This is a genomic window from Mycolicibacter heraklionensis, assembly GCF_019645815.1.
Lineage (GTDB): Bacteria > Actinomycetota > Actinomycetes > Mycobacteriales > Mycobacteriaceae > Mycobacterium > Mycobacterium heraklionense.
On record NZ_CP080997.1, the window covers coordinates 777283 to 796005 of the forward strand.

20 protein-coding genes, 3 tRNA genes and 1 pseudogene are annotated in these 18723 nt (G+C 67.7%); 18 read left to right on the plus strand and 6 right to left on the minus strand.

Going from position 1 to position 18723, the window contains the following annotated elements; translation table 11 throughout:
• Positions 1–118 precede the first annotated feature (118 nt).
• The 11 genes from K3U94_RS03685 (at position 119) to rplA (ending at position 4854) form a co-directional block, all read left to right on the plus strand.
• Positions 119–191 (plus strand) — tRNA-Thr (locus K3U94_RS03685).
• Positions 192–230: 39 nt separating this feature from the next.
• Positions 231–304: transfer RNA gene (locus K3U94_RS03690), tRNA-Met, on the plus strand.
• A 37-nt stretch (positions 305–341) separates the two neighbouring features.
• Positions 342–509 carry a 50S ribosomal protein L33 gene (rpmG, locus tag K3U94_RS03695; RefSeq protein WP_024440978.1) on the plus strand — a complete coding sequence of 56 codons (168 nt, stop codon included), beginning with the start codon at positions 342–344 and terminating at the stop codon, positions 507–509.
• 13 nt (positions 510–522) lie between these two features.
• A complete protein-coding gene (gene hadA / locus K3U94_RS03700; protein ID WP_047320941.1) occupies positions 523–999 on the plus strand; it encodes a (3R)-hydroxyacyl-ACP dehydratase subunit HadA in 477 nt (158 codons plus the stop codon).
• Complete coding sequence (hadB, locus tag K3U94_RS03705) at positions 986–1414, plus strand: (3R)-hydroxyacyl-ACP dehydratase subunit HadB (RefSeq protein ID WP_047320942.1); 429 nt, start codon at positions 986–988, stop codon at positions 1412–1414. Before hadA ends, hadB begins: the two co-directional genes overlap by 14 nt.
• Before the next feature lie 12 nt (positions 1415–1426).
• Complete coding sequence (hadC, locus tag K3U94_RS03710) at positions 1427–1927, plus strand: (3R)-hydroxyacyl-ACP dehydratase subunit HadC (protein ID WP_220695618.1); 501 nt, start codon at positions 1427–1429, stop codon at positions 1925–1927.
• A 235-nt stretch (positions 1928–2162) separates the two neighbouring features.
• Positions 2163–2235, plus strand: a tRNA-Trp gene (locus tag K3U94_RS03715).
• A gap of 77 nt (positions 2236–2312) precedes the next feature.
• On the plus strand, positions 2313–2753 hold the full coding sequence (gene secE / locus K3U94_RS03720) for a preprotein translocase subunit SecE (RefSeq protein WP_047320944.1): 441 nt from the start codon (positions 2313–2315) through the stop codon (positions 2751–2753).
• A 23-nt stretch (positions 2754–2776) separates the two neighbouring features.
• Positions 2777–3559 carry a transcription termination/antitermination protein NusG gene (gene nusG / locus K3U94_RS03725; RefSeq protein WP_220695619.1) on the plus strand — a complete coding sequence of 261 codons (783 nt, stop codon included), beginning with the start codon at positions 2777–2779 and terminating at the stop codon, positions 3557–3559.
• A gap of 25 nt (positions 3560–3584) precedes the next feature.
• Entirely contained in the window at positions 3585–4013 is a 429-nt protein-coding gene (gene rplK / locus K3U94_RS03730) for a 50S ribosomal protein L11 (RefSeq protein ID WP_047320946.1), read from the plus strand.
• Between the two features lie 133 nt (positions 4014–4146).
• On the plus strand, positions 4147–4854 hold the full coding sequence (gene rplA, locus K3U94_RS03735; RefSeq protein WP_220695620.1) for a 50S ribosomal protein L1: 708 nt from the start codon (positions 4147–4149) through the stop codon (positions 4852–4854).
• A gap of 65 nt (positions 4855–4919) precedes the next feature.
• Here rplA and K3U94_RS03740 read toward each other — a convergent pair whose 3' ends face one another.
• From K3U94_RS03740 to K3U94_RS03760, 5 genes are all read right to left on the minus strand, one after another.
• Positions 4920–5810 (minus strand): cyclopropane mycolic acid synthase family methyltransferase, encoded by an 891-nt coding sequence (locus K3U94_RS03740; protein WP_047317753.1) that lies wholly within the window; start codon positions 5808–5810, stop codon positions 4920–4922.
• A gap of 157 nt (positions 5811–5967) precedes the next feature.
• Positions 5968–6831 carry a cyclopropane mycolic acid synthase family methyltransferase gene (locus tag K3U94_RS03745; RefSeq protein ID WP_220695621.1) on the minus strand — a complete coding sequence of 288 codons (864 nt, stop codon included), beginning with the start codon at positions 6829–6831 and terminating at the stop codon, positions 5968–5970.
• Between the two features lie 128 nt (positions 6832–6959).
• Entirely contained in the window at positions 6960–7868 is a 909-nt protein-coding gene (locus tag K3U94_RS03750) for an alpha/beta fold hydrolase (RefSeq protein WP_275564542.1), read from the minus strand.
• A 2-nt stretch (positions 7869–7870) separates the two neighbouring features.
• The gene (locus K3U94_RS03755; RefSeq protein ID WP_220696656.1) at positions 7871–9226 is read right to left on the minus strand and encodes an ABC1 kinase family protein; all 1356 of its coding nucleotides are present in this window, start codon (positions 9224–9226) and stop codon (positions 7871–7873) included.
• Positions 9227–9435: 209 nt separating this feature from the next.
• Positions 9436–9957 (minus strand): DinB family protein, encoded by a 522-nt coding sequence (locus K3U94_RS03760; protein ID WP_220695622.1) that lies wholly within the window; start codon positions 9955–9957, stop codon positions 9436–9438.
• Positions 9958–10030: 73 nt separating this feature from the next.
• Here K3U94_RS03760 and K3U94_RS03765 point away from each other — a divergent pair, with 73 nt between their 5' ends.
• The gene (locus tag K3U94_RS03765) at positions 10031–14191 is read left to right on the plus strand and encodes a glycoside hydrolase family 38 N-terminal domain-containing protein (protein ID WP_220695623.1); all 4161 of its coding nucleotides are present in this window, start codon (positions 10031–10033) and stop codon (positions 14189–14191) included.
• Entirely contained in the window at positions 14191–15105 is a 915-nt protein-coding gene (locus K3U94_RS03770) for an ROK family protein (protein ID WP_220695624.1), read from the plus strand. Before K3U94_RS03765 ends, K3U94_RS03770 begins: the two co-directional genes overlap by 1 nt.
• A 37-nt stretch (positions 15106–15142) precedes the next feature.
• Here the strand turns inward: K3U94_RS03770 and K3U94_RS03775 are convergent, their stop codons facing one another.
• Complete coding sequence (locus tag K3U94_RS03775) at positions 15143–15466, minus strand: winged helix-turn-helix transcriptional regulator (protein WP_047317748.1); 324 nt, start codon at positions 15464–15466, stop codon at positions 15143–15145.
• 71 nt (positions 15467–15537) lie between these two features.
• Between K3U94_RS03775 and K3U94_RS03780 the strand changes: the two genes are divergently transcribed.
• From K3U94_RS03780 to K3U94_RS03800, 5 genes and pseudogenes are all read left to right on the plus strand, one after another.
• Positions 15538–15978 carry an anthrone oxygenase family protein gene (locus K3U94_RS03780; protein WP_047317615.1) on the plus strand — a complete coding sequence of 147 codons (441 nt, stop codon included), beginning with the start codon at positions 15538–15540 and terminating at the stop codon, positions 15976–15978.
• A gap of 257 nt (positions 15979–16235) precedes the next feature.
• Entirely contained in the window at positions 16236–16862 is a 627-nt protein-coding gene (gene rplJ / locus K3U94_RS03785; protein WP_220695625.1) for a 50S ribosomal protein L10, read from the plus strand.
• 54 nt (positions 16863–16916) lie between these two features.
• Complete coding sequence (gene rplL, locus K3U94_RS03790; RefSeq protein WP_047317613.1) at positions 16917–17306, plus strand: 50S ribosomal protein L7/L12; 390 nt, start codon at positions 16917–16919, stop codon at positions 17304–17306.
• A 98-nt stretch (positions 17307–17404) separates the two neighbouring features.
• Positions 17405–17560: pseudogene (locus K3U94_RS03795) on the plus strand (carotenoid oxygenase family protein); the annotation flags it as partial.
• Between the two features lie 95 nt (positions 17561–17655).
• Entirely contained in the window at positions 17656–18708 is a 1053-nt protein-coding gene (locus tag K3U94_RS03800; protein ID WP_047317612.1) for an ABC transporter ATP-binding protein, read from the plus strand.
• Positions 18709–18723: the final 15 nt, after the last annotated feature.

The following is an 18723-nucleotide window of genomic DNA, read 5'->3' on the forward strand; positions in this document are numbered from 1 at the left end:
CCTCCAGACTAAAGCAGTTACTTTCGGCGGCGTCTGTCATCGCGGTTTGGTGACCTCGTGGGCGAGGTTGTAACCTTCTACAGGCTTGCAGCGCCCGAACGGGTCGCTGTAGGTGAAGGCCCCCTTAGCTCAGTCGGCAGAGCGTTTCCATGGTAAGGAAAAGGTCAACGGTTCGATTCCGTTAGGGGGCTCGGTGGACGCCAGTCGGTGCGCCGACTAGCGCCGATCGGGGCGGTGTAGCTCAGCTGGTTAGAGCGCACGACTCATAATCGTGAGGTCGGGAGATCGAGCCTCCCCACCGCTACTGCAAGCAATACGACATGTGAAGAAGGACGACAGACGTGGCCTCCAGTACTGATGTGCGGCCGAAGATCACCTTGGCCTGTGAGGTGTGCAAGCACCGCAACTACATCACCAAGAAGAACCGCCGTAACGACCCCGACCGGCTGGAGCTGAAGAAATTCTGCCCCAACTGCGGCAAGCACGAGTCGCACCGCGAATCTCGCTAAGTCAGGCCGATCCGTGTCGTTGGCAGATCGTCTCGCCGGGGCGCAGTATCGCTATCCCGACTACTACGAGGTCGAGCGGGAGAAGATCCGCGAGTACGCGCGCGCAGTCAAGGCGGTGGACCCGGCCAGCCTCGACCTGCGCGCGGCAGCTGACCTCGGCTACGACGGGCTGGTGGCCTCGCTGACCTTCATCTCGGTGTTCGGGCACATGGCGATTTCGGGTTTCTTCGACCATTGCGGGGTCACCACCGACGACGCTCAGATCGTCCAGGTCGACCAGAAGATCGAGTATTACCGGGCGATCAAGGAAGGCGACCGGCTGTACTGTGACGTGTCGGTCGAATCCGTTCGCCGCGCACACGGCACCGACATCATCGTGACCCAACAGGTGGTCACCAACCACGCCGGCGAAATCGTGCAGAAGACATATACGACGTTGGCGGGTCGCGCCGGCGAGGGAGACAAGGGTTTCACCGATGGCGTTGCGTGAGTTCAGTTCGGTCAAGGTCGGCGATCAGCTGCCCGAGCGGGTCATCCCGCTGTCGCGGCAGGACCTGGTCAACTACGCCGGTGTGTCCGGCGACCTCAACCCGATCCACTGGGACGACGAGATCGCCCAGCAGGTGGGCCTGGACACCGCTATCGCCCACGGCATGCTGACCATGGGTCTCGGCGGTGGTTACGTCACGTCCTGGGTGGGTGACCCGGGCGCGGTGACCGAGTACAACGTGCGTTTCACCTCCGTGGTGCCGGTGCCCAACGACGGCAAGGGCGCTGAGATCACCTTCAGTGGCCGGGTGAAGTCCGTCGACCCCGAATCGAAGACGGTGACCATTGCGCTCACCGCCACCACCGGTGGCAAGAAGATCTTCGGGCGGGCGGTCGCTTCGGCCAAGCTGGCGTAGGGACGCGCAGCGATGGCGATCAAAACCGATATCCGGGGCATGATCTGGCGTTACCCGGAGTCGTTCGTGGTGGGCCGCGAGAAGATCCGCGAGTTCGCCCGGGCCATCAAGGCCGAGGACCCGGCCTATTTCGATGAGGCAGAGGCGGCCAAACTGGGCCACGACGCGCTGCTGGCGCCGCTCACCTTTGTGGCGATCCTGGCCAAGCTGGTGCAGTCCGACTTCTTCCGGCACGTTGACACCGGCTACACCACCATGCAGATGGTCCAGGTCGACCAGGGCTTCACCTACCTCAAGCCGATCAAGGCCGGCGACACGCTCTACGCCCGGATGGAGATCGCCTCGGTCAACGAGCGTTTCGGTGCTGACATCGTCACGACCCGCAACATCTTGACCAACCAGGACGGCGACGTGGTGCTCGAGGCGTTCACCACGATGATGGGCCACGAAGGAGACGATTCGGTCAACCTCAGGTGGGACGCCGAATCGGGTCAGGTCGTCCGAACAGCCTGATCCATGAGGCAGTCCCGGCTTCCGCTCACCTCCGCCGTCCCTGCGGGCCGACTCCGGTGAGCCTCGCCGAACAGCCTGATTAGTAACTGGCCATAGCGGCGAGGTACACTCGGACTTCGGGGTTTTCCCAGCATTAGCGCGCTTTCCGTGATTCCGGGGGGCGCGCGAATTGTGTGAGCCGGAGACGGCGCACAGGTGAAGCTTCCGAACCCGCAGGTTGGTGCGCCAACCGCGAAGGGGCGTAGCTCAACTGGCAGAGCAGCGGTCTCCAAAACCGCAGGTTGCAGGTTCAAGTCCTGTCGCCCCTGCTGACGTGCCATGGTGGACACTGGACACCATGCGCGGTACGGCAATGAGGTAAGCGCGAACAACGAAGGAGCATGCGGTGACCGACGAGCTCGACCGTCCCGACGCCGCAGCCGACGGCGACAGCGATGCCGAATCCGGCCGCAGCAGTCGCACGGCCGTGGTGAGCAGGCAGGTCGGCGACCCGCTGCGGCCCACCGGCAAGCGTTCGCGGCGTCGTGGTGCAGGCGACGAGGACTCGACTGCCATCGAATTGGACGCCGAAGACGCCGCGGACGCTGCGAAGGCCAAGAAGAAGGCCAAGAAGAAGGCTGAAGGGCCCTCGCGCAACCCGTTCGTCTTCGTACTGAACTTCCTCAAGCAGGTCGTCGGCGAACTTCGCAAGGTGATCTGGCCGAACCGCAAGCAGATGGTCACCTACACCGCAGTGGTGCTGGCGTTCCTGGTCTTCATGGTGGCATTGGTCGCCGGGGCAGACTTCGGATTCGCCCGGCTGGTGCTGCTGGTGTTCGGCGAGTGAAGTTATAGGAAGGACTGACAACCGTGACTACCTTCGACGGCGACACGCCCGCGGGCGAGCCGGTCGACGTGGCGGAGGCCGCTGAGGTTCCCGCTGAGGACTCCGCGGTGGAGGCCACCGAGTCCGCCGAGGCTGAGGCCACTGAAGCCCCTGAGGCGGCCCAGGAGGAGCCGGCCGAGGAACTCGACCCCGCGGTGGCGCTGAAAGCCGAACTGCGCTCCAAGCCGGGCGACTGGTACGTCATCCACTCCTACGCCGGTTACGAGAACAAGGTGAAAGCCAACCTCGAGACCCGCGTGCAGAACCTCGACGTCGGCGACTACATCTTCCAGGTGGAAGTGCCCACCGAAGAGGTCACCGAGATCAAGAACGGCCAGCGCAAGCAGGTCAACCGCAAGGTGCTGCCGGGCTACATCCTGGTTCGGATGGACCTCACCGACGACTCCTGGTCGGCGGTGCGCAACACCCCCGGCGTCACCGGGTTCGTCGGCGCCACTTCGCGGCCGACCTCCCTGCCGCTGGACGACGTGGTCAAGTTCCTGCTGCCGCAGGGTGCGGCCAAGAAGCAGGCGCGTGGCACGGCGAGCACCGCCGCGGCGGCCTCCGAGGGCGGTCTGGAGCGGCCGGTCATCGAGGTCGACTACGAGGTCGGCGAGTCGGTCACCGTCATGGACGGTCCGTTCGCCACGCTGCCCGCCTCGATCAGCGAGGTCAACGCCGAGCAGCAGAAGCTCAAGGTGCTGGTGTCGATCTTCGGTCGCGAGACACCAGTGGAACTGGCCTTTAACCAGGTCTCCAAGATTTAGTACGTAGGAAAGGAACACCCCACTCATGGCCCCGAAGAAGAAGGTCGCCGGGCTGATCAAGCTCCAGATCAAGGCCGGCGAGGCCAACCCAGCGCCGCCGGTCGGCCCCGCGCTCGGTCAGCACGGCGTGAACATCATGGAGTTCTGCAAGGCGTACAACGCCGCGACGGAAAGCCAGCGCGGCAACGTCATCCCCGTGGAGATCACCGTCTACGAGGACCGCAGCTTCACCTTTGCGCTCAAGACCCCGCCCGCGGCGCGGCTGCTGCTCAAGGCCGCCGGTATCGCCAAGGGTTCGGCCGAGCCGCACAAGACCAAGGTCGCCAAGGTGACCTGGGACCAGGTGCGCGAGATCGCCGAGACCAAGAAGGCCGACCTCAACGCCAACGACATCGAGGCCGGAGCCAAGATCATCGCCGGTACCGCCCGCTCCATGGGAATCACCGTCGAGTAGTAGCTGTTGATCCTGCGCTGACGGCGCAAAAGTGCGAGTGAGCACCGCCGTGAACGCAGACTCAACGCAAGGAAAGCGTGGGAGGGCCAGCTTCGGCCCGCAGACCACAACCAACCACGAGATTGGATAACCAATGAGCAAGACCAGCAAGGCCTACCGCGCCGCCGCCGAGAAGGTGGACCGCGACAACCTCTACAGCCCGCTGCAGGCGGCCAAACTCGCCAAGGAGACGTCCTCGACCAAGCAGGACGCCACCGTCGAGGTCGCCATCCGGCTCGGTGTCGACCCGCGCAAGGCCGACCAGATGGTCCGCGGCACCGTCAACCTGCCCCACGGCACCGGTAAGACCGCCCGCGTGGCGGTATTCGCGGTCGGCGAGAAGGCCGAGCAGGCCATCGCCGCCGGCGCCGACGTGGTCGGCAGCGACGACCTGATCGAGGAGATCCAGGGTGGTTTCCTCGACTTCGACGCCGCGATCGCCACCCCCGACCAGATGGCCAAGGTGGGCCGCATCGCTCGGGTCCTGGGTCCGCGTGGCCTGATGCCCAACCCCAAGACCGGCACCGTCACCCCCGACGTCGCCAAGGCCGTCTCCGACATCAAGGGCGGCAAGATCAACTTCCGTGTCGACAAGCAGGCCAACCTGCACTTCGTCATCGGCAAGGCGTCGTTCGAAGAGGCAAAGCTGGCGGAGAACTACGGCGCCGCCCTCGACGAGGTGCTGCGGCTCAAGCCGTCGTCGTCCAAGGGCCGTTACCTCAAGAAGGTCACCATTTCGACGACGACCGGCCCCGGCATTCCGGTGGACCCGACCGTCACCCGCAACTTCGCGGCCGAATAGGACACACCGAAAAGCCCCCGCACGCTAGCGCGTGACGGGGGCTTTTCTGTGGCCGTGACCTTGAGTCAGGCGGCTTGCTTGACGTAGGTGACCAGACTGACGTCCAGGCTCTCGTCGGTGAAGTAGTACTCGCAGCCGCGCAGGTATTTCATGTAACGCTCGTAGACCTCTTCGGACTGGATCGCGACGGCCTCGTCGTGGTGAGCTTCCAGGGCGTCGCCCCAGATCTTGAGGGTCTTGATGTAGTGCGGCCGCAGCGAAAGCGCTTCGGGCACAGTGAAACCGGCCTTCTCGCCGTGGTCGACCATCATCTGGGTGGTCGGCAGTCGGCCGCCCGGGAAGATCTCGGTGAGGATGAACTTGATGAACCGCGCGGTCTCGAACGTCAGCTTCTTGCCGCGCGCGTTGAGCTCATAAGGGTGGAAGCTGACGCTGCTCTGGATGGCCATCCGGCCGTCGGCCGGCATGATCTCGTAGCAGTTCTTGAAGAAGTCGTCGTAGTTCTCGAAGCCGAAGTGCTCGAAAGCCTCGATCGAGACGATCCGGTCCACCGGCTCGTGAAACTCTTCCCAGCCCTGCAGCAGGACCCGCCGTGACCGGTCGGTGTCGATGGCATCCAGCAGCTCCTGGGAGTAGGCGTGCTGGTTCTTCGACAAGGTCAGGCCGATCACGTTGACGTCGTACTTCTCCACGGCGCGCTTCATGGTCGCGCCCCAGCCGCAACCGATGTCCAGCAGAGTCATCCCCGGCCGCAGGTCCAGCTTGTCCAGGTTCAGGTCGAGCTTGGCGACCTGGGCCTCCTCCAGACTGATGTCCGGCGGCTCGAAGTACGCACAGCTGTACGTCCGGCTGGGGTCCTGGAACAGTGCGAAGAAGTCATCGGACAGGTCGTAGTGGGCCTGGATATTCTCGAATTTCGGACGCATCCCCGAGGTGCGTGTCGCTTTGTCCACCATCTGTGACTGATTGCCTTCCTGATGAAACCCGCTGCGACCGGACATGTGGTCTGGGGCGTCGCACGTGCCGGTCAACTGTTGCAGCTTAGCGGGTCGGGGGTGAATCGGTTGACGTGAAATGTAGCCAAGCCGGAACCCGCGGCAGGCCCGTTCTCCACTATTTCTGCAGCGTGTACTGGTGAACGCTGGTGTTGCCGTTGCGGAACAGCTCCACGCAGCCGTTGAGGTACTTGTCGAAACGGTCGTATGCCTCTTGGCCCTGCACCTCGATCGCCCGCTCCTTATTGGCCGCCAACATCGCCGCCCAGTCCTGAAGGGTGCGTGCGTAGTGCGGCCCGATCTCGTCGTCGCGGGTCACGGTGAAACCGGCGTCGGCGGCGTACTGGCGGGGCAACCACGCCGAGGGAAGCTGCCCGCCGGGGAAGATCTCCCGCATGATGAACAGCGTGAACTTGGCCAGCGACATCGTCATCGGAATGCCCTTGGCCTGCGCCTCGTCCTGCCCGCTGATCGCGGTGATGGTGTGCAGCAGCATCCGACCGTCGTCGGGCAGTGCGTTGTAGGTGATGTCGAAGAAGTCCGCCCAGCGGTCGCGGCCGAAGTGCTCGAACGCGCCGATCGACACGATCCGGTCCACCTTGTCGGTGAACTCCTCCCACCCCTGCAGCCGCACCTCGACGTTGCGGTTGGTGTCCACCTTCGACAGCTTGTCGATGGCGTACTGGCGCTGCTCACCACTGAGGGTGAGCCCGATGACGTTGACGTCGTACTTCTCCAGCGCGCGCTGCATGCAGGCACCCCAACCGCAGCCGATGTCCAGCAGCGTCATGCCGGGCTCCAGGCCCAGCTTGCCCAGCGCCAAGTCGAACTTGGCGATCTGCGCCTCGTCGCAGGTGGTGTCCTTGTCCGGGTAGAACCCGCAGGTGTAGCCCATTGTCGGACCTAGGAACAGCTCGTAGAACTCGTTGGAGATGTCGTAGATCGACTGCAGTTCCTCGTACTTCGGTTCCAGCTTGGGCATGGCTCAGTTCACTCGCGATCTTCTCTAAATTGGGGGGAGAGTGTGCACAGACTACCGTTGCCGGTCTGTTATGAGCACTTCGGTGTGGCTTAGGCCACCGAGCGGCCCCGACCGGCCAGCGCGAGTGGTTATCTCGCGGCGGCAAACGTCGTGGTCAGCTCGCTGATCACCGGGTCCCACAGCTCTTCGGGCAGGTCGTGGCCCATACCTTCGAACAGCACCAGGCGGGCGCGGTCGATGGCATCGGCCACCGCCCGTCCCCCCGAAGGGCGCATCAGCTTGTCGGCCAAGCCGTGGATGACCACGGTCGGTGCGGTGATCAGCCGGTTGTATTCGGCCAGGCTGCCGCTGGCCAGGATGGCGCCGAACTGCCGGGCGATGCCCCAGGGGTAGTAGCTGCGCTCGTAGGCCTCGACGATGTTGGCCCGTAGCTGGTCTTCCGGCGCCGGGTAGCGGGGGCTGCCGATGATCCGGCTGGCCCGCACCGCGTTGTCGATGATCACCTCGCGCGGGGAGTCCGGTGACGGTCCGGTCAGCAGCGCCATCAGCGCCCGCGGGGCCGGCGGCGGAAGGAAACGCCGGTTGTTGCTGGAGAAGATGACGCCCAGCGAACGGGTCCGGGCCGCGAACCGTGCGGCGAACACCTGCGCGATCATGCCGCCCATCGAAGCGCCGACGACGTGTGTCTGCTCGATTCCCAAGTGATCCAGCAGGGCGGCAGCGTCATCGGCCATGTCCTCCAGGGTGTAGACGGCCGGGCTGGGCTTACCCAGCCAGAACCGCGCCATGCGCGGGACCAGGGCGCCGCGGGAGTGGTCGCGGCCCAGCTTGCTGGACAAGCCGACGTCCCGGTTGTCGTACCGGATCACCCGCAGGCCCTGAGCGACCAGCTTCTCGCAGAACCCGGTGCGCCACAGCAGCAGCTGGGCGCCCAGTCCCATCACCAGCAGCACCGGGGGATCCTCGGGACTTCCCAGGTCTTCGTAGAAGATCTCCAGGTCGCCCGAGCGGGCCGTGCCGCTGCGTATCTCCACCACGGTCAAACTCCCGGGTTGTCGTCGTTGTCTTTGTGCTCGCGGCTGACGTCGACCATGAAGTTGGCGAAGTAGCCGGTCAGCTGCGGATCGGACATCATCTGCCAGCGCGGTGCCAGCAGTTTCATGTAGCGCTCCACGTAGAGGAACTGCTTGCCGATGAGCACCAGCTCGCGCGGCAGCTTGACGTCATAGGCATCGGCCAGCGCCCCGAGCTGCTTGCCGATCTCGGCATACGACATGTCGCCCAGCGACTTCATGGTCAGCGGGGTGGCGAAAGCCTCGAGGTCCTTGGCGGCCTGGCCCTCGGGTTTGACGGTGCCCACCGCGCCCATCAGCACCACGATCTTGCCGGCCGCGGCGTGGTCCTTCTTGACCAGCAGCGCGTAGACCAGCTCGCGCAGCAGCCAACGGGTGCGCGGGTCGATGCGGCCCATGATGCCGAAGTCCAGGAACACCACCCGGCCCTCGTCGTCCACCAGCAGATTGCCGGCGTGCAGGTCGCCGTGGAACAACCCGTGCCGCAGTCCGCCCTCGAAGGTGGAGAACAGCAACGCCTTGACCAGCTCCACGCCGTCGAAACCGGCTTTGCGGATGGCGGGGGCGTCGTCGATGCGAATGCCGGACACGCGCTCCATCGTCAGCACCCGCTCGCTGGTGAAGTCCCAGTGCACGTCGGGCACCTTGATGTTGCGGCCCAGCGGCGAGGCGTGCAGGTGCGACACCCAGGTCTGCATCGACTGGCCCTCGATGCGGAAGTCCAGCTCCTCGGCGAGGTTGTCGGCGAAGTCGGCGACCACGTCGCCGGCCGACAGCCGGCGGCCCAGCTTGGCCAGCTCGACGAGCTGCGCGAACCGTTTGAGGATCTGCAGGTCGGCCGCGACCCGGCGGCGGATGCCCGGCCGCTGGATCTTGACCACGACCTCCTCGCCGCTGTGCAGGGTGGCGAAGTGCACCTGGGCGATCGAAGCCGACGCGATGGGGGTCTCGTCGAACTTCGCGAACAGCTCCTGCGGTGCGGCGCCCAGTTCCTCGACGAACAGTTCGTGCACCGCGTCCGGGTCGGCCGGCGGGACGGAGTCGAGCAGGCCGCGGAATTCCCGGGACAGCGGTTCGCCGAACGCGCCGGGGCTCGAGGCGATGATCTGGCCGAATTTGACGTAGGTGGGGCCCAGGTCGGCGAACGTCTGCGGCAGCTCGCGGATCACCTTCTGCTGGATCGGCCCCGGCCCGAGCAGCCGGGTGAAGACTCGGGTGGCGGCGCGGGTGAGCTGCCAGCCGGTCGCGCCGACGCGGGCCGCCTCAACCGGCAACGGCACCCGGTCCAGCTGGGCCACCTGGCGGGGTGGGGTCGAACTCATTGCTGCAGTCTGCCAAATCAGCGGCGGAAGTTCTCCGTCAGCGCCTCGGTAGCCGGCGTCGACCAGCAGGGCGCAGAACCCGTCCGGCCACATCGGCAGCTGCGCCCCCAGCCCCATGATCAGCAAGACGGCCGGGTCGTCTGGGTTTCCCAAATCCTCGTAGAAGATCTGCACGCCGCCGGCGTCGGCACGCCCCGTTCGGGTCTGCCCTAGGCCGGGCCGGCTTGGTGGGCGTACAGGTCGCGGATGCAGCCGATTTCGGCTCCGTGGTGAATGGCTTCGCGGTTGATGTGCAGGATGAGCTGGGCCATGGTGTGCTCGGCCCACGGACCCTCGGCCGGTCCGATCGGCCGGGCCAGAGCGGCGTCGTCCAGGCCGCGCACCCCGGCGATCCAGCGGACGTAGGCATCGTCGAGTTGGCGCAGCGCGGTGGCGGCGTCCAGGGCGTACGGCCAGCTCTGGTAGTCGGCCGGCGGCCCGCCGAAGTGGTGCTGGTTGCGCATCGCGAACACGCCGACGGTGACGTGCGTCATCCGCCAGGCGATGGTGGTGAACGGCGCCGGCTCCGGCGCCGGAAACGCGAAGTCGATTCCGTCCCGGCGCACGCTCCAGCAGTCCGGCACCGGTTCCCACAGGTACTCGTCGTCGCTCAGACCGTCCAGCCGTGGCCGGAGCAGGTGCTGCCAATGCCAGTCGAGTTGATCGGCCAGTACCTCACTGGAGACGGGCATGACCCGAGCCTGCCAGGCACGGCCGGTCGCCGAAAGGCTCCGCGCGGCGGGCGCGCATCCGTAGGTTTGTGCCATGCGGATCCTCGACGTCGAATCGACCGAGAAGTTCGTCGGGCCGGCCGACGCGCCCCTGCAGCTGGTTCGGGTCGACTACCGTGACGCCGACGTGGCGACACTGCTGCGTATCGACGGCGACGGTCTGGCCGGGGAAACCGTCGCCGAGCCCGGCGCCGGCGTCGTCGAGGTGCCGGTGACCGTCGAGAACCCGGTGCCGGGCCAGCAGCGGGCCGCGCGGGTCAACGGCACCGGCTTCACGTTCACCGTCGCCGAACCCGGCTGGACGATGTTCATGGTCGGCCACTTCCACTACGACCCGGTGTGGTGGAACACCCAGGCCAACTACACCAGCGCCTGGACCGAGCACCCGCTCGGCGCGTGCCGGCAGACCAACGGCTTCGATCTGGTGCGCGGCCACCTGGACTGGGCCCGCGAGCACCCCGAGTACAAGTTCGTCTTGGCCGAGGTGGACTACCTCAAGCCGTACTGGGACACCCACCCGCAGGACCGTGCCGAGCTCCGGCGGCTGATGGCGCAGGGCCGGGTGGAGGTGATGGGCGGCACCTACAACGAGCCGTCGACCAACCTCACCGACGCGGAGACCACGATCCGCAACCTGGTGGCCGGCATGGGCTTTCAGCGCGACATCATGGGCGCTGACCCGGCGACAGCCTGGCAGCTCGACGTTTTCGGGCATGACCCGCAGTTCCCCGGGCTGGTCGCCGACGCCGGGCTGTCCTCCAGCGCCTGGGCCCGCGGGCCGTTTCACCAGTGGGGCCCGATGGCCGATAGCGGCGATCCGCGCCGGATGCAGTTCCCATCCGAGTTCGAATGGATCGCGCCGTCCGGGCGCGGTCTGTTGACCCATTACATGCCGGCGCACTACGCGGCCGGCTGGTGGATGGACGCGAATGCGACCCTGGGCGCCGCCGAAGACGACGTCTACCGGTTGTTCACCGAGATGAAGAAGGTCGCCGCCACCCGCAACGTGCTGCTGCCGGTGGGCACCGACTTCACCCCGCCGAACCGCTGGATCACCGAGATCCACCGGGACTGGAACACCCGCTACACCTGGCCGAAGTTCGTCTGCGCGCTGCCGAGTGAGTTCTTCGCCGCGGTGCGCGCCGAACTCGAGCAGCGCGGTGCGACTCCCTCCCCGCAGACCCGCGACATGAACCCGATCTACACCGGCTGCCACGTCTCCTATATCGACACCAAGCAGGCCAACCGGGCCGCCGAACAGGCGATCCTGGGCGCGGAGCGCTTTGCGGTGTTCGCCGCGGCGCTGACCGGGGTGGACTACCCGGAGGCGGCGCTGACCAAAGCGTGGGCGCAACTGTCCTACGGCGCCCACCATGACGCCATCACCGGCTCGGAGGCCGACCAGGTGTACCTGGACCTGCTGACCGGCTGGCGCGACGCCTGGCAGCTGGGCACCGACGCCCGCGACACCGCGCTGGCGGTGCTGTCGGGCTTGGTGGGCGCCGACGAAGGTGCCGTGGTGTGGAACCCGGTGGCCACCGATCGCACCGACGTCGTCACGCTGCACCTGGAGACGCCGCTGGCCGGCGGAGCGCGCGTGATCGACACCGACGGCGCCGAGCTGCCCGCACATGTCGAGCACGGCGGCACCACGGTCAGCTGGTTGGCTCGCGGCGTGCCGTCGCTGGGCTGGCGGGCCTACCGGCTGATTCCCACTGCGGACGTCCACGACTGGCAACCGCTGGACGCTCCCCGGATCAGCAACGAGCACCACCAGCTGACCGCGGACCCGGACCGCGGCGGCGGGATCACCTCGTGGCTCCACCAGGGCCGCGAAATGATCATCGAGGGAGGCCTGGGCAACCAGCTCGCCGTCTACGACGAGTACCCCAAACACCCGCAATCCGGTGAGGGCCCATGGCATTTGGTGCCCAGCGGCAACCTGTTCACCTCCGCGGTGGCCCGTGACGTCACGGTGCAGGCCTACCGCGGACCGCTGGGGGAGCGGCTGGTGGTCTCCGGGCGGATCCGCACGGTGCTGACCTACACCCAGACGCTGACGCTGTGGCACGGCGTGGACCGGGTGGACTGCACCACCACCATCGAGGGGTTCACCGGCGCCGACCACCTGCTGCGACTGCGCTGGCCCTGCCCGGTGCCCGGCGCCCTGCCGGTCGCCGAGGTGGCCGACGCCGTGATCGGCCGCGGCTTCGGCCTGCTGCACGAGCCCAGCGGACGCTCGGTGGACACCGCGCAGTACCCCCGGACCCTCGACACCCCCGCCAACCGCTGGTTCGGGCTGTCCGCGACGGCCCGGGTCAGCGTCGGCGACGGCAGCCGGGCGGTCTCGGTGGCCGAAGTAGTCACCGATGGCTCGCCGGTCCGGGAGTTGATGGTCGCACTGGTGCGCGCCGGGGTCACCGCCACCTGTTCGGACGCCGACGGGCCCCGCTACGGCAACCTCGACGTCGACTCCAACCTGCCCGACACCCGTATCGCGCTGGGCGGGCCGGACCGCAACGCCTTCACCCGGGCCGTGCTGGACGCCGCCGATCCGGCCTACGCCGCCGAGCTGCAGCGCCAGCTCGACCGGCGCGGCCGGGCGCGGGTGTGGGTGCCGGCGGCCAAACCCCTCACCGAGGTCTGGGTTCCCGGCGCCGACCTCACCGGTCCGCGCGCCCTGCCGGTGCTGGTGATCGCCGGTCGCGACGATGACCAGTTGGTGGCCGAGATCGCACGGGTGGCCGACGACCTGTCCGACGCCGAGATCGCGGTGGACCAGGACGTCGACGCGGAGATGGAGCCCTTCGAGGCGCGCACCGTCGCGCTGATCAACCGCGGGGCGCCCAGTTTCGCCGTGGATTCCGCGGGAACCTTGCACACCGCGCTGCTGCGATCCTGCAGCAGCTGGCCGTCGGCCGCCTGGACCGACGATCCGCGTCGCACCGCCCCGGACGGCAGCGCCTTCCAACTGCAGCACTGGACGCACACCTTCGAATACGCGCTGGTGGCCGGCGACGGCGACTGGCGCCGGGCGGCGATCCCCGAGCGCAGCGCGGAGTTCGGCGACCCGCTGCGGGCCGTGGCGGTGACCGGGGGTGACGGTCCACTGCCGTCACACGGCTCGCTGCTGCGCATCGACCCAGCCGGCGGTGTGGGCCTGGGGGCGCTCAAGGCGGCGGGCAACCCGATGGCGCGCGGCAGCGCACAACCCGTCGACCCGAACACCGTCACGCTGCGGTTGGTGGAGACCCACGGGACCGACGCCGCCGTCACGCTGCACAGCGACCTGGCCCCGGTGACCCTGGTGGGCCGCGCCGATCTGCTGGAACAGCCCCGCGAGCACCCGGACCCGGACCGGCTGCACGGCTACGAGATCGCCACCGTCACCGCCCGGCTCGGCATCGAGCGGGTGGGCGCCGGCAGTCCCTTGGCGCCCGACGCGGAGGCGGCCCAACCGCTCTACGCCCGCTACTGGCTGCACAATCGCGGCCCGGCGCCCCTCGGCGGCCTGCCGGTGACTCCGGCTCTGCATCCGCACCGGGCCGAGGCGGATCCGGGCGCACGCCTGACGCTGGATCTGACCGTGGCCAGCGACTGCGTCGACGCGACCTTGGCCGGTGCGGTGACGTGGCAGTGCCCGGCCGGCTGGGCGATCACGCCGACCGAACAACCGGTGCGATTAGCGGCCGGGGAACACACACGTATCCCGGTGGCGGTGACGGTTCCGGCCGCTGCCGCCCCGGGGCTTTATCCGCTGCGGGCCCGACTCGACCTGTCCGGCGACGTGCCGACGGCATGGCGCCAGCCGGTCGAAGACGTCACGGTGGTGCGCGTCGGCGATCCCGGTTCCGACCGGTTGCTCTATGTGGACGACCCGTCCGCGGTTGAGGTCACCGCCGGACGCTCCGCCCAGCTGACCGTCACGGTCGGCACCGACGCACACGCCGACTTGGCGGTCGAAGCGCATCTGATCAGCCCCTGGGGTACCTGGGACTGGGCCGGGCCGCCGGCGGTGGGTGCGGTGGTGCCGGCGCGTGGCCAGCGGGAGCTGAGCTTCGACATCGCCCCGCCGGTATGGGCGCGGCCGGGCACCTGGTGGGCGCTGGTCCGGGTCGGCGGGGCGGGCGCGCTGGCCTATTCGACGGCGGTGCGAATGGCGGTGCTGGCGCCCGTCACGGTGGGGGTGGACTGATGGCGGCCATCCTCGCGCTGGATGTCGGCGGCACCAAGATCGCCGTCGGGCTGGCCGACGCCGACGGATCCCTGACCTACACCGCCACTCTGCCGACCCGGGCCGATCAGGGCACCGAGGTGGTGTGGTCGGTGGTGGCCGAGCTGATCGACGGCGCCCTGGAACGGGCGGGTGGACAGGTGGACGCGGTCGGCATCGGCTCGGCCGGACCCATCGACGTCAACGCCGGAACCGTCAGCCCGGTCAACATTGCGGGCTGGCGCGGGTTCGCCCTACGTGACCGGGTGGCCGCCGCAGTGCCCGGGGTTCCGGTCCGCTTGGGCGGCGACGGCGTCTGCATGGCGCTCGGCGAATACCGGCACGGCGCCGGGCGCGGCACCCGGTCCATGCTGGGCATGGTGGTCTCGACCGGCGTGGGCGGCGGACTGGTGGTCGATGGCGCGCCGTTGCACGGCCGGACGGGCAACGCGGGGCATGTCGGGCACGTGGTCGTCGACCCCGATGGGGAGCGGTGCCGCTGCGGTGGCCGCGGCTGCGTGGAGACCGTCGCCTCCGGGCCGGCGATGGTGCGCTGGGCGCTCGCCAACGGGTGGACACCGGAAGGGTCTTTGGCCGATGCGAAGGCGCTCGCCGCGGCCGCCGAAGCCGGTGACCCGGTGGCGCTGCGGGCTTTTCGGCGCGGCACCGACGCGCTGGCGGTGATGCTCACCTCGGTGGGGGCGGTGTGCGACCTGGATCTGGTGGTGATCGGCGGGGGAGTGGCCCGCTCCGGTGCCTTGTTGTTCGACCCGCTGCGGACCGCGCTGGCCGAGCGTGCCGGGTTGGACTTCCTGGTCGGTCTGCGGGTGGTGCCCGCCGAACTCGGCGGCGACGCCGGATTGGTGGGGGCGGCCGTGCTGGCCACCCTGCGTTGATGTGATGAAGGAGCGGAGGCCCCGCCCCTTCATCACATCAACGCGAAAGGTGCAGACGGCCCCAATCGCACAGCTGAGCCAGCACCGGGGTCAGCGTCCTCCCGTACTCGGAGATCGAATAGTGCACGCACGGCGGCACCGTCCCGGCGTCGTGGCGGTCGATGATGCCGTCGGCCACGAGCTCGTGCAGATGACGGATGAGCATCCGTTCGGTGATGCCCGGGATGCTGCGCCGCAGCTCGGCGGTGCGCATCGGCCCGTCGGCCAGGCGCCACAAGATGGTGCCCTTCCAGCGACCGCTGATGACCGACAGTGCGGCGTCGATCGGGCAGTCGGTGACACCGTTTTTCGATGCCGCCACCACACCTCCTCACACTGACTAATTTGTCAGTACCTTGTTTTTTGTCAGCATAGCGTTCATAGTCGACTGCCGTGAAGCAATGTGTGGAGATTCTCGCGATATTGGTGGTCGGGACCCTGGTGGGCGCGGAGTTCGCGGTGGCCGCGTTCGTGCGCCCGATCCTCGGGCGACTGTCCGACGACGCGTTCTGGGCCGCCCGCGCTGATGGCGCCCGGCTGCTCGGGCGGGTGATGCCGTTCTGGTACCTGACCTCGTTCGCGCTGCTGGTGGGGGCCGCCGCCGTAGCGGGTGCGCAGCGGTGGCTCATCGGTGCCGGGGCGGGCCTGATGGTGGTCGTCGTGCTGATGTCGGTGCTGGTGTTGGTGCCGATCAACAACCGCATCGCGGCCTGGCGCGGCACCGAGGAGGTGTCCCGCGAGCTGGCGGCCCGCTGGGACGGGCTGCACTGGGTGCGGGTGGCGCTGCTGGCGGTCACCTTCGCGGTGCTGGTGACCGGCGTGCTGAACGCCTGAGCGGCGGACGCCGTTTTGGCTGATCGGCCCTCGTCACGCTATGGTGTGTGGCGATCCACCGAAGACCGTCGGTCACCGAGCAATCGGTTGAAGGTCCGGGAACATCCCGGCGGCCCACGCAGGAGGACGAGGCACCGGCCCCGCCGGCACGCACTGTGACGCCCCGACCGCATCCTGCGTCGGGGCGTTCGTTATTTCCCGGGTGGGTCACCGAGACAAGTACGAGAACAAGTACAAGCGACACCGAGGAGGTATGCATGGCGCGGGCTGACAAGACCGCCGCCGTCGCGGACATCGTCGAGCAGTTCAACGACTCGACCGCCACCGTGATCACCGAGTACCGCGGTCTGACGGTTGCGAACCTGGCGGAGCTGCGGCGTTCGCTCAGCGGCTCGGCCACCTACACGGTGGCGAAGAACACGCTGGTCAAGCTGGCTGCGGCCGAGGCCGGAGTCGAGGGGCTCGACGAGCTCTTCGCGGGCCCGACGGCCATCGCGTTCGTCCAGGGCGAGCCGGTCGACGCCGCCAAGGCCATCAAGAAGTTCGCCAAGGACCACAAGGCGCTGGTCATCAAGGGCGGCTACATGGACGGTCGCGCGCTGACCGTCGCCGAGGTGGAGCGCATCGCCGACCTGGAGTCGCGCGAGGTGCTGCTGGCCAAGATGGCTGGCGCCATGAAGGCCAACCTGTCCAAGGCCGCCGGCCTGTTCGCCGCCCCGGCTTCGCAGATGGCCCGCCTGGCAGCCGCACTGCAGGAGAAGAAGCCCGCCGAGGCAGCACCTGCTGCCGCGGCCCCGGCCGAGGCTCCCGCGGAGGCCGAGGCTCCGGCCGAGACCGAAGCTCCGGCCGAGACCGCCGAGGCTCCGGCCGAAGCCGCCGAATAACTAGGCACAACCCCAACCCAACTTCCCTAACCGGAATCAGAAAGGACCGAAATCATGGCCAAAATTTCCACCGAAGAGCTGCTCGACGTCTTCAAAGAGATGACCCTGCTCGAGCTGTCTGAGTTCGTGAAGCAGTTCGAGGAGACCTTCGACGTCACCGCTGCGGCTCCGGTCGCCGTGGCCGCCGCCGCGGGTGCTGCCCCCGCCGCCGCTGAGGCCGGCGAGGAGCAGAGCGAGTTCGACGTCATCCTGGAGTCGGCTGGCGAGAAGAAGATCGGCGTCATCAAGGTGGTCCGCGAGGTCGTGTCCGGCCTGGGCCTCAAGGAAGCCAAGGACCTGGTCGACAGCGCTCCCAAGCCGCTGTTGGAGAAGGTCGCCAAGGAGGCTGCCGAGGACGCCAAGGCCAAGCTCGAGGCGGCTGGCGCCACCGTCACCGTCAAGTAGTTCGTTCTACGGTCGAAGCCCCCGGGACCCGCGAGGTCCCGGGGGCTTCTGCTGTTTCAGGGCCGGGCAGCCGCCGTACTCGTGGGGCTCCCGACGAGGACGGCCGCAGTCTGATCGGAATGGGCCGCCATCACGGCGAAAACGGGGGACAATGGGTGATAATCGACGCCGCGACCGGTGCGTCGGTGGTCACCGTGCACCTGCCCCAACGGGCCCCGACGGGCTTCCATGGCAATTGGACACCTGTCGACTGAGGCGGACCGCCGATAAGGGTCGCACCTGTGCGCTACAGTGGCCCAAGCCACAAGCCAGTCGTGGCACGAACAGACGTTGCGGAAGGACCTCACTAATGGGTGTCGCCATCGAGGTACAAGGGCTTACCAAGTCCTTCGGATCGGCCCGGATTTGGGAAGACGTCTCCATGACGATTCCCGAGGGAGAGGTCAGCGTCCTGCTCGGGCCCTCCGGCACCGGCAAGTCCGTGTTCTTGAAGTCGCTGATCGGCCTGTTGCGCCCCGAGCGCGGTTCGATCGTCATCGACGGCACCGACATCCTGCAGTGTTCCGCCAAGGAGCTCTACGAGATCCGCACGCTGTTCGGCGTGCTGTTCCAGGACGGCGCGCTGTTCGGGTCGATGAACATCTACGACAACACCGCCTTCCCGCTGCGGGAGCACACCAAGAAATCCGAGAAGGAAATCCGTGACATCGTCATGGAGAAGCTCGAGATGGTCGGTATGCCCAACGACGGCTACAAGTTCCCGGGTGAGATCTCCGGTGGTATGCGCAAGCGTGCCGGCCTGGCCCGCGCCCTGGTGCTCGACCCGCAGATCATCCTCTGCGACGAGCCAGACTCCGGCCTGGACCCGGTCCGCACGGCGTACCTGAGCCAGCTGCTGATCGACATCAACGCCCAGATCGACGCCACCATCCTGATCGTTACGCACAACATCAACATCGCGCGCACCGTGCCGGACAACATCGGGATGCTGTTCCGCAAGGAGCTGGTGATGTTCGGCCCCCGCGAGGTGCTGTTGACCTCCGACGAGCCGGTGGTGCGCCAGTTCCTCAACGGCCGCCGGATCGGTCCGATCGGCATGTCCGAGGAGAAAGACCAGGCGACCGCCGCAGCCGAGGAAGCGATGATCGCGGCCGGGCAGAGTGACGGCGGCGTCGAGGAAATCGAGGGCGTGCCGCCGCAGCTGAGCGCGACCCCCGGCCTGCCGGACCGCAAGGGTGTGGCGCGGCGCCAGGCCCGGGTGCGCGAGATCCTGCACACCCTTCCGCCCAACGCTCAGGCGGCCATCCGGGACGAGCTCGAGGGCACCCACAAGTACGCCGTACACGAGTTCCCGGCAGACGAAGAGGCTCCCACGGCGTCGATCCCGACCCCGCCGGGCTGAGACTCTGCAGGCTCA

Coding starts and splice junctions, on each gene's coding strand:
- hadB (WP_047320942.1), top strand. CDS start 986: ATGGCGTTGCGTGAGTTCAGTTCGGTCAAGGTCGGCGATCAGCTGCCC.
- hadC (WP_220695618.1), top strand. CDS start 1,427: ATGGCGATCAAAACCGATATCCGGGGCATGATCTGGCGTTACCCGGAG.
- rplK (WP_047320946.1), top strand. CDS start 3,585: ATGGCCCCGAAGAAGAAGGTCGCCGGGCTGATCAAGCTCCAGATCAAG.
- rplA (WP_220695620.1), top strand. CDS start 4,147: ATGAGCAAGACCAGCAAGGCCTACCGCGCCGCCGCCGAGAAGGTGGAC.
- K3U94_RS03740 (WP_047317753.1), bottom strand. CDS start 5,810: ATGGTGGACAAAGCGACACGCACCTCGGGGATGCGTCCGAAATTCGAG.
- K3U94_RS03745 (WP_220695621.1), bottom strand. CDS start 6,831: ATGCCCAAGCTGGAACCGAAGTACGAGGAACTGCAGTCGATCTACGAC.
- K3U94_RS03755 (WP_220696656.1), bottom strand. CDS start 9,226: ATGAGTTCGACCCCACCCCGCCAGGTGGCCCAGCTGGACCGGGTGCCG.
- K3U94_RS03760 (WP_220695622.1), bottom strand. CDS start 9,957: ATGCCCGTCTCCAGTGAGGTACTGGCCGATCAACTCGACTGGCATTGG.
- K3U94_RS03765 (WP_220695623.1), top strand. CDS start 10,031: ATGCGGATCCTCGACGTCGAATCGACCGAGAAGTTCGTCGGGCCGGCC.
- K3U94_RS03770 (WP_220695624.1), top strand. CDS start 14,191: ATGGCGGCCATCCTCGCGCTGGATGTCGGCGGCACCAAGATCGCCGTC.
- rplJ (WP_220695625.1), top strand. CDS start 16,236: ATGGCGCGGGCTGACAAGACCGCCGCCGTCGCGGACATCGTCGAGCAG.
- rplL (WP_047317613.1), top strand. CDS start 16,917: ATGGCCAAAATTTCCACCGAAGAGCTGCTCGACGTCTTCAAAGAGATG.
- K3U94_RS03800 (WP_047317612.1), top strand. CDS start 17,656: ATGGGTGTCGCCATCGAGGTACAAGGGCTTACCAAGTCCTTCGGATCG.